Origin of the sequence: Mycobacterium nebraskense (assembly GCF_002102255.1) — a bacterium.
Classification (GTDB): Bacteria; Actinomycetota; Actinomycetes; order Mycobacteriales; family Mycobacteriaceae; genus Mycobacterium; species Mycobacterium nebraskense.
The window spans coordinates 28,033-40,512 of record NZ_LQPH01000016.1 but is presented as its reverse complement, the minus strand read 5'-3'; the positions used below and the strand labels follow the sequence as shown (position 1 = coordinate 40,512).

14 protein-coding genes are annotated in these 12,480 nt (G+C 66.9%); 5 read left to right on the top strand and 9 right to left on the bottom strand.

The features are described 5' to 3' along the window. Positions 1 to 58: 58 nt before the first annotated feature. On the top strand, positions 59 to 829 hold the full coding sequence (locus AWC17_RS02240) for an SDR family NAD(P)-dependent oxidoreductase (RefSeq protein ID WP_046182426.1): 771 nt from the start codon (positions 59 to 61) through the stop codon (positions 827 to 829). Between the two features lies 1 nt (position 830). On the opposite strand, the gene AWC17_RS02235 is transcribed toward AWC17_RS02240, so the two are convergent. The 5 genes from AWC17_RS02235 to AWC17_RS02215 all read right to left on the bottom strand — a co-directional run bounded on the left by AWC17_RS02235 (position 831) and on the right by AWC17_RS02215 (position 4,603). After that, the gene (locus AWC17_RS02235) at positions 831 to 1,328 is read right to left on the bottom strand and encodes a lipoprotein LpqH (protein ID WP_046182425.1); all 498 of its coding nucleotides are present in this window, start codon (positions 1,326 to 1,328) and stop codon (positions 831 to 833) included. Positions 1,329 to 1,412: 84 nt separating this feature from the next. Beyond that, positions 1,413 to 2,144, bottom strand: coding sequence for a hypothetical protein (locus tag AWC17_RS02230; protein WP_046182450.1), 732 nt, complete (start codon positions 2,142 to 2,144; stop codon positions 1,413 to 1,415). Next, complete coding sequence (locus tag AWC17_RS02225) at positions 2,144 to 3,016, bottom strand: LLM class F420-dependent oxidoreductase (RefSeq protein WP_046182424.1); 873 nt, start codon at positions 3,014 to 3,016, stop codon at positions 2,144 to 2,146. Before AWC17_RS02225 ends, AWC17_RS02230 begins: the two co-directional genes overlap by 1 nt. After that, complete coding sequence (locus tag AWC17_RS02220) at positions 3,013 to 3,795, bottom strand: SDR family NAD(P)-dependent oxidoreductase (protein ID WP_046182423.1); 783 nt, start codon at positions 3,793 to 3,795, stop codon at positions 3,013 to 3,015. Before AWC17_RS02220 ends, AWC17_RS02225 begins: the two co-directional genes overlap by 4 nt. A gap of 7 nt (positions 3,796 to 3,802) precedes the next feature. After that, positions 3,803 to 4,603, bottom strand: a complete 801-nt coding sequence (locus AWC17_RS02215; protein WP_046182422.1) for an alpha/beta hydrolase — start codon at positions 4,601 to 4,603, stop codon at positions 3,803 to 3,805. Between the two features lie 124 nt (positions 4,604 to 4,727). On the opposite strand from AWC17_RS02215, the gene AWC17_RS02210 reads away from it, so the two are divergent. After that, positions 4,728 to 5,609, top strand: coding sequence for a 5'-methylthioadenosine/S-adenosylhomocysteine nucleosidase family protein (locus AWC17_RS02210; protein WP_082122878.1), 882 nt, complete (start codon positions 4,728 to 4,730; stop codon positions 5,607 to 5,609). Positions 5,610 to 5,612: 3 nt separating this feature from the next. On the opposite strand, the gene AWC17_RS02205 is transcribed toward AWC17_RS02210, so the two are convergent. Then, complete coding sequence (locus AWC17_RS02205; RefSeq protein WP_047324065.1) at positions 5,613 to 6,467, bottom strand: sulfurtransferase; 855 nt, start codon at positions 6,465 to 6,467, stop codon at positions 5,613 to 5,615. A 100-nt stretch (positions 6,468 to 6,567) separates the two neighbouring features. Between AWC17_RS02205 and AWC17_RS02200 the strand changes: the two genes are divergently transcribed. The 3 genes from AWC17_RS02200 (at position 6,568) to AWC17_RS02190 (ending at position 8,219) form a co-directional block, all read left to right on the top strand. Then, a complete protein-coding gene (locus tag AWC17_RS02200; RefSeq protein ID WP_231588597.1) occupies positions 6,568 to 7,047 on the top strand; it encodes a hypothetical protein in 480 nt (159 codons plus the stop codon). A 14-nt stretch (positions 7,048 to 7,061) separates the two neighbouring features. Beyond that, positions 7,062 to 7,493, top strand: coding sequence for a hypothetical protein (locus tag AWC17_RS02195; protein WP_046184575.1), 432 nt, complete (start codon positions 7,062 to 7,064; stop codon positions 7,491 to 7,493). A 249-nt stretch (positions 7,494 to 7,742) separates the two neighbouring features. After that, entirely contained in the window at positions 7,743 to 8,219 is a 477-nt protein-coding gene (locus AWC17_RS02190; RefSeq protein WP_046184576.1) for an MPT63 family protein, read from the top strand. Between the two features lie 90 nt (positions 8,220 to 8,309). Here AWC17_RS02190 and AWC17_RS02185 read toward each other — a convergent pair whose 3' ends face one another. The 3 genes from AWC17_RS02185 to AWC17_RS02175 form a co-directional block, all read right to left on the bottom strand. Then, on the bottom strand, positions 8,310 to 9,455 hold the full coding sequence (locus tag AWC17_RS02185; protein WP_047324058.1) for a glycosyltransferase: 1,146 nt from the start codon (positions 9,453 to 9,455) through the stop codon (positions 8,310 to 8,312). A gap of 103 nt (positions 9,456 to 9,558) precedes the next feature. Further along, the gene (locus AWC17_RS02180) at positions 9,559 to 10,746 is read right to left on the bottom strand and encodes an AAA family ATPase (RefSeq protein WP_046184578.1); all 1,188 of its coding nucleotides are present in this window, start codon (positions 10,744 to 10,746) and stop codon (positions 9,559 to 9,561) included. A 33-nt stretch (positions 10,747 to 10,779) separates the two neighbouring features. Beyond that, positions 10,780 to 12,372 carry a Na+/H+ antiporter gene (locus tag AWC17_RS02175; RefSeq protein ID WP_046184589.1) on the bottom strand — a complete coding sequence of 531 codons (1,593 nt, stop codon included), beginning with the start codon at positions 12,370 to 12,372 and terminating at the stop codon, positions 10,780 to 10,782. Positions 12,373 to 12,480 lie beyond the last annotated feature (108 nt).

Sequence of the window (12,480 nt, the reverse complement as noted above, 5' to 3'; positions counted from 1 at the left end):
CTCGCCCGCAACCCTCTAGAACTGTAGAGGTCAAGTCAATACTCCTTAGGAGGGCGGCATGGGGCTGCGCGGTCTGGCCGAAAAGGTCGCGGTCGTCGTCGGCGGTGCCACGGGCATCGGTGCAGCGACGGCCGCTCGGCTCGGCGAGGAAGGCTGCCGGGTGGTCGTCGGCGACATCGCCGCCGACGCCGCGCAGCAGACGGCCGCGCGCATCTTGGCTGCGGGTGGTACGGCGGCGCACTTCGCTTTCGACCTGTCGGATCCCGAATCGGTTGCCGACCTGATCGATGCCGCCGTCACCACTTACGGCGGAGTCGATCTGATGTTCAACGTGGGCGCGGACATGAGCACCATCCGTGTCGACACCGATGTGGTGGATATCGACTTCGACACCTGGGATCGCGTGATGGCGGTGAACCTTCGTGGATATCTGGCCGCCATGAAGTACGCCATCCCGAGGATGTCGGATCGCGGCGGCGGGGCGATCGTCAACATGTCCTCGGCGGCAGCCTTCCAGGGGGAGCCCGCTCGACCGGCCTATGCCACCGCGAAGGCCGGAATCGGCGCGCTCACAAGGCACGTCGCGTCTCGGTGGGGAAAGGAAGGCATCCGGTGCAACGCCGTCGCGCCGGGATTCACCGCGACCGACGCGATTCGCTCCGCACCGCAATGGCCGGACCTGCAAGCAGGCGCGCTGAAGCGCATCCGCGGGACGCGCGTAGGAGAGCCGGAGGACATCGCGGCACTGGTCGCGTTTCTGTGCTCCGAGGAGGGCGCCTGGATCAACGGCCAAGTCATCAACATCGACGGCGGCACCATCCTCCGTTGACTCACGGGCAGGTGACGTGCACCCCGAAAGTCACCGGGCGCGTGCCGGTTTGGCCGGGAGTAGTCGCTTGGCCCGTCCCGGTCACCGTGTAACTCTTACCCTGCTTGGTCGCTTGGACCTGGGTTGCCGACTTGGTCGCCTGATAGGGCAGTTGGTACTGGCCGGTGGCCAGCGTGAGCGAGATCGCGAATCCGTCGACCATGGGCGGTTTCTCGTCCGAAAGGGTCAGTGACACCGACGCCGTATCGTCGCGCACGCTGATGCGGGTGGTGAGGTCCCCCGATTCCGGGGGCGACGCGTTCGGTTGCGCCGCCGAACTGGTGCAGTCAACCCCCGCGGTCATGGTGTGTTTGTTCCCGTCGATCATGACGGTGGTGGTGGTTACGGAAACAGGACTCGAACTCGGCGTGGACGCCGGCTGACCGCCCTTGCCGGAACAGCCGGACAGACCCGCCGCAAGCACGATCGCTGCGGCCGCCAGGATGCACCGATTTGTCATCTCACCTCCTTTGCCAGCGAGGACTATAGGTCACATTCGTTTCGGAAAGGTCTCATTCCGCTGGCGACCAGCCGACCGCAGGGTTTACCGCCAGGCTTCCCAATTCACCATGCTGCGCAGCGGTCCGGCAAACAGTGGCCGCACGGCGGCCGATCGCCACCGCTCTTCGATGACCGGGGCCAGGGCGTCGGTGGTGGTCAGCGGGTCGTCGTCCAGGTAGATCACGGTGATGTACTGGCGGTCCGTTTGCCAGCCGCGCGGCAGGTGGCTCCAGCCGGCGCTCGAACCGAATGTCCACGCCCCGGCCGTGCCCGGCACGGCGAGCAGCGCCGGATGGTGTTCGGCATGCAGCCATTGCAGCCACTCGTCCGGGCGGCGTCCGTCAATGGGCTCCTCGACGATCAGCACGATGCCGCGGTTCGGCCGAAACGGCACCACCTCGGCGGAAATGAACGCGTGCGGCGAAGATTCCCACTGCAGCAAGCGCAGGCCGGACACTTGCAGAGACGGCCGGACCACGGGAAACCGCCCGTTCTCGCGCAGCGCTCGGCCGAGCGCGACGAAGTCGTCGAACGTTTCCTCGACCGGGTCACTGACCAGGTAGTGCACCACATTGCCGACTTCACCCAGCGGGCCATGGCCGGCCAGGCGATGCCCGGGATAGTCGCCGTCGGCGATCCAGCGCAGCCCGTGCACGATGCCCGGCAATTGATATTGCTCCGGCATGTGATCCAGCAGGTGCCAACGCAGGTAGCTGCCGTCGTCGTCTGCCGGCGCGGTCGCGGTGAGGCTGAATATGCCTGCCCTGACCCGTATCACGCGGCACCCCCGGGGGAGTGCAGCTCGGCGAGCGCCTGCAGGTTGTCCAGATAATGCTGCAGTGAGGTGTGCTTGACGACGGCGGGCACGATGGTGGCGCCGTGCGCGGCGGCCTCGCCGACGGCATCGCGGGTCCGCTCCGGCTCGTCGATCGGGTCCAGTGCTGCCCGTGGTGGTAAGACAATCTCGAAACCGGGCCGCAGATCGAAGCGGTTCAACCACTCTCGCGCTTCGCTCAGGCCCACGTTGAAGGGCGCCCAGCCGTCGGCCAGGGTCGCGGCGCGGCGCAGCGACCGCAGCGTGCGGCCGCCGACCCAGATCGGGACATGTTCCTGCACCGCGCACGGGTCGACGACCATGCCGTCGAACGAATAGAACTCGCCGTGGTAGGCGGGTTCGGGCACGGACAGCGAGGCGCGCAGCGCCTTCAGGGCGTCGTCGCCTCGCGGTCCGCGGTTGTCGAAGGGTGCGCCGATGAGGTCGAACTCTTCTTTGAGGCTGCCGACGCCGACCCCGAGGATGAGCCTGCCGTTGCTGACCTTGTCCAGCGTGCCGTAACGCTTGGCGATCTCGAGCGGATGGTGGTATCCGAGTACGAGCACGTTGGTGGCCAACCGAATTCGTTGGGTGCGTGCGGCCAGGTAGCCGAAGGTGGCCAGCGGATCCCAATAGCGGGCGCCGCGACGGTGCGTCTCGGCCGCGGGCAGCGCGATGTGTTCGCTGCAGGTCAGGTGGTGGTAGCCGAGCCGATCCGCGGCTTCGGCGATCCGCGCCAGGTCCTCGATGGAGGCGTGTTTCTCCCAGTCGCCGCTGGTCTTTGGAAACATCGTCACCACGGGTGTGGCCACCGAGAATCGAACGGTGCTCATCCCTGCATGTACCCTCCGGCGTCGACGGGGATCGATTGGCCGGTGATGGTCCGGCTTTCGTCGCTGGCCAAAAACAACGCCAAGTTGGCGACATCGTCGGGCGTGGAAATATCCTGTAAAGCAACGCTTTTGAGGGATTTGGCGCGCTGGGTGGCGAAGTCGACCTCCTGCTCGTCAGCGGTGCGTTGCACCCATTGACGCCACAGCTCGGTGTCGATGGATCCGGGCACGATGCAGTTGCACCGGATACCGTACGGGCCGACCTCCAGCGCGACTGTCTTGGTGAACGCCCGAAGGGAAGCCTTGGCGGTGACGTAGTGGCTCTTGCGGACGATGCCGGAATAGCCTGCCGTGGAAGAGAAGTTGAGGATGACGCCACGACGGCGGGCCAACATCGACTGGTTGAGCACTTCCCGGGTGCACAACATCGCCGCGGTGACGTCGATCGCGATCGTGGCGTTCCAGTTGTCCAGGGTCTGCTCCCAGATCCAGCGGTCCTGTCCCGGCGCCGCGGCGTTGTTGCACAAGATGTCGACTTGGCCGAATTCGTCGACGGCTCGCGCCACCATGGCCGCGACGTCATGCTCGTCGGTCACGTCCGCGCGCATCGCGATGGCTCCGGGGCCGGCCGCTTTGGCGGCAGCGCGAACCAGCTCTTCGCGTCGCGCGGCCAGCAACACCTTGGCGCCTTCCCGGACGAACAGCGAGCCCAGCACGGGTCCGAGGCCGGTGCTCGCCCCGGTGATGATCGCGACCTTGCCGTCGAGCCGGCCCGTCATGGCGCAGTCAACGTGCGGGCACGCATATTTCGAGCCACGCGTGGATTCGTTCGGCGACGGCGAGCCACCCAGGGTCGAGCATCATGTCGTGGCTCATCTTAGGGAAGAATTCCGCGTCGGTGTCGTAGGCGGCCGCGGTGGCCCGGACTTCCTGTGCGGTGAAACATACGTCGTCTTCTGCTCCCAGCACCAAAAGTGGGGTGGTGGTGATGAGGTGGGGTTTGGGTAGGTTGAGCCACAACATGTCGATCGCGATCTTCAGCGCGTACTCTTCGTCGAGTTCGGCGGTATAGCGCGCCACCTCGGCTTCGGAGTGCGACGGCGAGAAGAAGGTTTCGCGGGCCAATTCCGGTGTGGCACCGACACCGCGCAATGATTTGGTCATGGCCAGTCCGCTGGCGGTGTACCACGGGTGTCGCTTGAACCTGCGCGCCAGGAATCCCAGGATTCCGTTCGGGGGTACGGAGGCGAGCAGCACAGCGGCGGCAGCGTCGTGTGACTCCAAGTATTTCTGCACCACGAAGCCGCCCATGGAGTGTCCGACGATTATCGGTCGTTCGGGCAGCCCGTCGGAAACCGTGGAGACGTCGGCAACGAAGTCCGCGATTGAGCAGAACCGCATCGACTTGGGCGCCGGGCTCTTTCCATGACCCCGAAGGCTCAGAGCCAACGCTCGGTGGCCCTTGTCCGCGAAGAAGTCCAGGAAGTGCTCGTCCCAGCACCAGGCGCCGTGCCACGCGCCGTGGACGAATAGCACCGGCGGCTTACGGGATTCGCGGCCCGGCGTTCTTTCGATCACTTCGAGCATGAGCGTGACTCCTCCGTGGGCCGCGCCCCCGGTTTGGCTGCAACGCCGCTGAGACTAGCCGTTGGCCACCCGTCGAGGGGCCGGAATCAGCAAAGGTGCGCCGCAGCCCGCCCCGGCCGGCGTCGTGGTGGCGTTTACTGGGGCGGTGGGTGGTGATGCGGGTCGCGGCGAACGGCGCACGCTGGTGTTGTCCGCCTTCCCGGCCGAAGCCGACGCGGTGCTGGCCCGCACCACGCTCGATCCCGATCCGGTGGTGGTCGCCGACCGTCGGCACTCCTATCTCGGCTCGATCGCCGGCAAGAAGGTGATCGTGGCGATGACCGGCATCGGCCTGGTGAACGCCGTCGACGCCACCGAGGCCGCCTTCGCGCGATTCGCAGTTGGCGCGGTGGTGTTTTCGGGCGTCGCGGGTGGGGCGGGGCGCACCAGCATCGCGGATGTGGCCGTACCGGCGCGCTGGACACTGGATAACGGCAGCACGTTTCGCCCGGTTCATCCTGCCATGCTGGCCACAGCCGAGAAGCTCTCTGTCGCACTGGAAAGCGTCGTTCGGAGGATCGATCTGCGCCGTCGGCCGCAAGTCGTCGTCGGCGGCGACGGTTGTAGTTGGGACAACAACAACGGCGTGGCGTTCCCCTGCATCCCGAACGGCGGTGACGTGTTCGGCTGCCAGCCCCGCAGCGCGCCCGATCGGTCCTTCCGGTACGCCGGCAACTTCCGGCACGCGGCGGGCCGCTGGCTGAGAAGCGCCCTGATCAGCAACCTGAACATCGTCTCGACGTCGGACCCGGCCTTCGATGCGACGGACATGGAGACCGCGGCGGCGCAGACCGTGGCCGACGCGCACGATGTTCCCTTCCTGGGCATCCGGGGCATCACCGACGGGCCGGGCGATCCGCTTCACCTGCCGGGCTTTCCGTTTCAGTTCTTCTGCTACAAGCGGATCGCGGCGAACAACGCCGCCCGGGTGACCGCCGCCTTCCTGGAGAGCTGGGCCGGGGTCTGATGGTTACTCGGGGCCGCGGGCGACCGCGCGGCCCGGGTCCGAACACCACTCGGACCACGACCCGGGATACAGCGCCGCCTCCCAGCCCTGTGCCGCGAGCGCGGCGACCGTGACGCTGGCGGTCACGCCCGAGCCGCAATAGGCGCCCAACGCGCGGTCACGTTCGATCCCGCGGTCGGCGAGCAGTTGGACGAGCGCGTAGTCGCCGACGAAGGTGCCGTCGGCGGCCAGGACGGCGGTGCTCGGCAGGTTCGTGGCACCGGGGATGTGCCCGGCGGCGGGGTCGAGCGGTTCGACTTCGCCGCGGAAGCGTTCGGGCGCTCGCGCATCGAGCAGCGTCACGCCACCGGCTCCGGCTTGCTCGGCCGTCAGCGTGGGTCGGTCTCCGGCATGCAGATCATCATGTGGCACAGTCACATTCCCGGGGTGCGGTGTCACCGGGCCGGGTTCGAGGGTCTGGCCGGCAGATCGCCAGGCGGCCAGACCGCCGTCCAGAATGCGGACGTTCGGCAGCCCGGCCGCGGTCAACACCCACCAGGCGCGCGCCGAACCGGCGCGATTCCAGTCGTCATAGACCACCACCGGCGAGTCCTGTCGGACTCCCCATCGGCGCGCGGCGACTTGCAGATCGCTGCCCGACGGCAGTGGGTGACGGCCGCGCCCGGCGACCGTGTGATCGCTGAGCTCCTCCTCGAGCGAGGCATACACCGCGCCCGGTATGTGGCCCTCCAAGTAGGCCGGCCGCCCGTCCGGCTCGTCGAGCCGCCACCGGACGTCCAGGACGGCTACCGGATCGCCGGCCTCGATGAGGTCAGCCAACTCCGTGACGGTGATCAACACCTGGTCTCGGGCTTCCACCGATTCGCCTCCCTGGTTGTCTGGACCGAGCCTAGCGGCCACCCGAATACCTCTCTCATCAGCAAACTGCGGCGTAGTCTTCGGATGGGCAGCAGGGCAGATGGAGCAGATCGTGGCGCGCATCAGCTATGGATTCACCGGGTGTCTCGCGGTCGCGTTGGCTCTTCTGACAGCGGTGCCCGCCGAAGCGATGCCAAACACCCAGTGCGCGCTGACGACACCGGTTCAGGAAGTGCAGCATTTGTCGCAAGTGCCGCCGGAGCTCGTCAAGCTTCTTCCGCCCATCGCCGACATCGGCGCGCCCTTCAACGCGACCGACTCGGTCAGCGATCCGACGTTGCCGTTCCGCCGGCTGATTCGTGCCGGCCATCGCGATGCCGACTGGTTCATCTGGTACGAGCACGGCGGTGTCGGTTACTTCTGGCAGGCGGTGGTCGCGCGCGTCGTGCCGGACAGCGACCCGAAGGTAGTGGCCAACGCAGGAACCATTTCCGACACGCTGTGCAGGCTCACCGACGGCGCCTTCGCCGGCGTGGTTCCGCCTTATCCGCCCGGATCATGGGCAGCCTCCGACTTCTAAGGACTTCACCTGCAATGAGTACATCCGAGCAATCGCAGACCCGTACCCGCATGTTCGCCCGCGTGCTGGGCCCGTACCTGACGATCGTGCCGATCACGGTCGCGGTCCGCGGATCGTACATGCAGGCGCTGTTCACCGAGTTCAAGGCAAATCCCATGTGGCCGTGGCTTTATGGGGCCATTCTGTTGATGGGCGGCATTTTCATCATTGCGTTTCACCAGTATTGGCGCAGCCTCGCGGCGGTCATTGTGTCCGCTGTCGGCTGGTTTTTCCTGATACGTGGACTGCTGTTGTTGACCGTCCCGCGTGCCTACGACACTGCCGGCGACGCGATCTACCGCTCGGGCATGTCCGCGGCGATCTGGGTGTTGTTCGCCTGCCTCGCGTCCGCCGGGCTCTACTTGACGTACGTCGGGTGGAGGCCAGAGCGTGCCGCGGATAGTTAAAGCATCCCGACATCCCCCGAGCCGAGCTGCTCGACCGGGCGGCGGCGCTTTTTCTGCGTCACGGTTGCGACAACGTCAGCATTTTCCATTTCCACCGTGGGCGGCGAATGCCGGACCATTTGGTTGGCGTAGGTCCCTGAACTAATAGGTCAAATGGCTCTAGCGAAAAGAGAATGTGCGAGACAGAATTAATGTTTCGGAGTCGATTGGCGGCAAATGGTTTCGCCGCTCAAACGAGGAGGAATATCAGTGAAGATCACCACGATGATCATGACGGTGGCGGCCGTCGTAATGACCGCGATTGGTGTGAGCAGCGTACCGAGTGCATCGGCCACCTATCCCGTCGTCGGCAAACTGGGTAGCGAACTGACGATGACCGACACCGTCGGCCAGGTTGTCCTTGCGTGGACGGTCAGCAACCTCCAGCCCAGCACCGATGTAACCCCCGGCTACACTCCGGCCGGCAAGCTGTGGGAAGCCACGGCTACCGTCAGGTCAGTGCGGGGCAGTGTTACTCCAGCGATTTCGCAGTTCAACGCCGTCGCCCCGAATGCGGCCTCCTATCGGGTTCTGTGGTACGTCGTGAGCCCGACGAACATCAGCGGGGCGACCATTCCTGACGGTGCGCAAGCGACCGGCAAAATCCACTTCGACGTCACAGGTCCAGCGCCGACCACAGTGACGATGAACAACGGGATGGAAGACCTGCTCATTTGGGGACCGTAAGCCCTCGGACCTAGTACGAGACCGCACCGTATTCGTCGGCTTCCTGGCGAATACGCGGGAATGGAATGCCGCGCGCACGCGCCCGTGAGGTTATGCGGTGTTTTCGGAATCGGCACGCTGATCGTCCAGGGTGGGCGCCCCCAACGAGGCCAGCATGCCCGTCGCCGCACGGTGCCAGGTGAAGTCCTCGGCGCGGCGTCGCGCGGACACGCGACGGTGGTGTTCGGGACGACTGGACACGGCGCTGACCGCTCGCGCTATTGCGACCGGGTGGTTGTCCGCCAAAGCACCGCTGTCCGGGGTGATGATCTCGCTCAACGCCGACGTGCGCGAGACCACGGCCGGTGTCCCGCAGGCCAGCGACTCCAGCGCGGCCAGGCCGAACGTCTCGTGCGGCCCGGGCGCCAGCGTCACGTCGGCCGACGCCAGCAGCCCGGCCACCGTGTGCCGATCGGAGACGAAACCGGTGAAGTCCACCGGCAACCGGGCGGCCTGTCGCTCCAGCCGGGCCCGCAAGGGACCCTCACCCACGACGACGAGCCGGGCATCGACCCCGGCGTGGCACAACTCGCCGATCGCGTCGATGCTGCGATCGACGCGCTTTTCCACCGACAGCCGGCCGCAATGGACCACCAGCAGCTGTGTGGGTGCCGCCCAGCGCCGCCGCAGCAGGTACGAGTGCCGGCGCGGGTGAAACGTCTGCAGATCCACGCCCAGCGGCACGGTGACGGTGTTCGTCGCGCCGATTCGGTCGAATTCCTCACGTGCGAAACCGGTGGTGCACACCACCGTGTCGTAATCGGCGGCGGTGCGCGCGTTGGCCAAATCGGCGAACTTGACCGCGGCCCGGTGCGGAAGGATTTGTCCCACAAGCCGATCCAGCCGCTCATGGGAGATCATCACCGTCGTGGCGCCATGGTCGCGGCCCCACCGGCCCAGTGACCGCAGCGTGAGCCGGTCGGACACCTCCAAGGCGTCGGGGCGCAACGCCTCCAGGAGCGCCTTGACCGGTCCGGGCATAACCGCGCGGTAGCCACCGGTGAGGGGAATCAGCCGAGCGGGCAGGGTGATTCGCACGACCCCGGTGTGCAGCTGGGTGCGCTCGGCGCGCTGACCGGGAACGATTAGGAACACCTCGTGCCCGCCGGCGCAATATTCGGCGCCCAGCCGGTCTACCGCGGTGCGAAGGCCGCCGGAGCGAGGGCCGTAGAAGTTGGCGACCTGTGCAACGCGCATAACGTGAGGACACGCGGCGCGCATGTGCACTCAACAATGGGGAATTGGCGCTGGTCTGAACAGTCCATGAATTCCGCCGATTGTGCGCTCAACGGCAACGAATCTAGCGCTTGCCCCAGTCCCACGGCGGCATGGTCAGCAGTCCCTGACCGGTGACGCGCGTCTCGCCCCACTCCTTGTACAGCTCGATCTCGACGGCTCGGTCGGACGCTTCGGCGTCGGCCACCGTTACGGTGTCGAGGAATTCCAGCAGCGCGCGGGAATGGGTCACCACCAGGACCTGCGTCCGCGCGGCGGCGGTGCGGATCAGCCCCGCGAGGGGGCGCACCAAGTCGGGATGCAGCGAGGTCTCCGGTTCGTTGAGCACCATCAGCGACGGCGCCTGCGGGCTCAACAACGCGGCGGCCCACAGCAGGAATCGCAGTGTGCCGTCGGACAATTCGGCGGATCGCAGCGGCCGTAGCATGCCGCGCTGCCGCAGCTGCAGGTCGAAGAGTCCGTCGTGAACGGCGACGGAAACCGTGGCGCCGTCGAACGCGTCGGCGACGGCGCGGCTCAGGTCGTCGAAACCGGCTTCGATGATCGTCTGAATCGCGGCGGCCAGATCGCTGCCGTCATCGGAGAGCACCGGGGTGCGCGTGCCCACCTGCGGGTGCCGCGCCGGCGCCCCCGCGTCGACGCGGAAGCCGTCGTAGAACCGCCACCCCCGCAGTCGCTCTCGCACGGACGCGAGTTCCGGAAGCGCGTGTGGGTGGGCGTACTCGGCCAGCACGCTGCGGTACGACGGCAACGAGCGGGACAGTTCGTCGAAACCGCGGCCCGAGTCCGCGCTGACCTCGGCGAAGTCGCGCGTCCGGCGCACGAGCGTCGCGCTGGCGCGCAGCACCGGGCCGGCGAACAACGCCTCCCGCTTGATCTCGGGATCGCGCCCGAAGGCCGACTTCGGCCCCGCCATCTGCGGCATGCCGAGGTCTACCAGATACCCGAAATCGTCTGAGGCGAAGCCCAATTCGAGGGACACGGGCCGGGTGCGCACGGTGCCCTCGACCTTCCCGGTCCGGCGGGCGCCCTTGAGCTCCTCGGGTCCGGCCCACAGCGCGGACTGCAGCCCGCCCTCGCGCGCGAGCGAGGCGATCACTTCGCCGCGGCCGCAATCGGCCAGGAGCCGCAACGCGCGATACAGCGACGACTTTCCGGCGCCGTTGGCGCCGGTGACGACCGACAGCTGACTCAGCGGCAGGATCACCTCGCGCAGCGAGCGATACCCGCGGATCGCCACCGTCTGCAACATGAAGCCGACTGTACGGTCGACGACCGACGGGCCTTACTCGTTCTCGGCGGCGTCGAGCAGTTGCACTTCCTCGAGGTCCATCTCGTTCTGCAACTCGCGCAGGACGATGTCATCGATGAGGTTCTGGTTGCGCAGCGCGGTGATCTCCTGGCGCTTGCGTTCCAGCATGCCCAGCCGTACCCGGCGCACCAGATCCTTCTTCTTGACGAGGTGGCTGTTCGTCGAACCGTCCTCGGTGGCGAGCGCCAGCGCGGCCTTGTCCTCGTATTCCTTCTGCAGCCGGCGTCGGAGGTCGTCGCCGATGCCGACCTCGTCGGCGACCGTCGGCAACGCGTCGAGGGCGGCTCGAACGCCCCTGGTGCGGGCCAGTTGCAATTCCTCCGCGTGGGCGACGTCCTCGGGTATCTTCGCCCAGCGGACCACGGCGGGCAGCGTGGTGCCTTGGACCAGGACCGTCACCAGGATGACGAACACAACGATGAAGATGAGCAGGCTGCGGTCGGGGAATGGCGCACCGCTCAGCGTGGTCGCGGGGACGGCCAGCGCCGCGGCGAGCGACACCGCCCCGCGGAATCCCGCCCAGGCGGTGACGAAACGCTGACGCCAGCTGACGCGACGTTCCCGCTGCGCCTCTCGGCGATCGATCAACCGGATCAACAGCACGGTGAGCTCGCCCCAGAAGATGCGCGACAGGATCACCACAACGGTGACGGCGAGCGCGATGAACAAGGCGTGGCGAACCCCGCCGTCCACGCCGGCTATCCCGCGCAGCGCCCCCGGTATCTGGACGCCGACGAAAACCCACAACGAGCCGTTGAGCAGGAATGTCGCACTGTCCCAAAACGCATATGCCTGCAGGCGCGATCGCGCCCGGATCACCACCGGCCCGGCGTAGGCGAGCACCAGGGCCGCGACCATGACCGCGACCACCCCACTGCAGTCCATGCTCTGCGCCAATAAGAAGGCCGCGAACGGCGTCAGTAGGCTCAACGCCCCTTCCTCCTGGGGCGCGTCGATTCTCTTGCGCAGCAGCGTGACCGCTCCGCCGACCACCAGCCCCGCGGCGATACCGCCGAGGTAGGAGCCGACGAAACGGCCAACCAGGTCGACCGGGGTGATGGCGGATCCGCCGATCGCGACGTGAACCGTGACGGCAAACAGGACCAGGGCCGTGCCGTCGTTGATGAGACTCTCGGCCTTGAGCACGGTGACCGATCGGCGTGGCAACTTCTTCGCCAAGCCGGCCACGGCGGCGGCGTCGGTGGGGGACAGCACGGCGCCGAGAACGGCCGCCGCGTGGGAGTCCATGCCCAGCGCCCGCGCCGTCCACGACACCGCCACCGCCGTCGCGATCACCAGCGCGACGCTGAGAAACACGATGATGCGCGCGTTCGCTCGGATCTCCCGGAAGCTGGTGTTCAGGCCCTCCCAGTAGAGGATCGCCGGCAGGAACAGCAGCAACACGATCTCACCGTTGATGTGCACATGAGCGAAACTGGGGATCAGACCGAGCAGCGCGCCGAGCACAATGAGCAGCACCGGGGGACCAACGCGATAGCGTCGGCCGAGAACCGTCCCGACGATGACGGTGGAGACGAGCGCGACGATCAGGACGAGGCCAAACACCAGCCCATCCTGCCGGACATGCACGCTTTGCGCGGCTTGGGGTTTGGCTGGCTGTGTGGTCAGCCCGCCTTGCGGGCAGTCTCACCAGTCACATGAGCACCCTGCGGG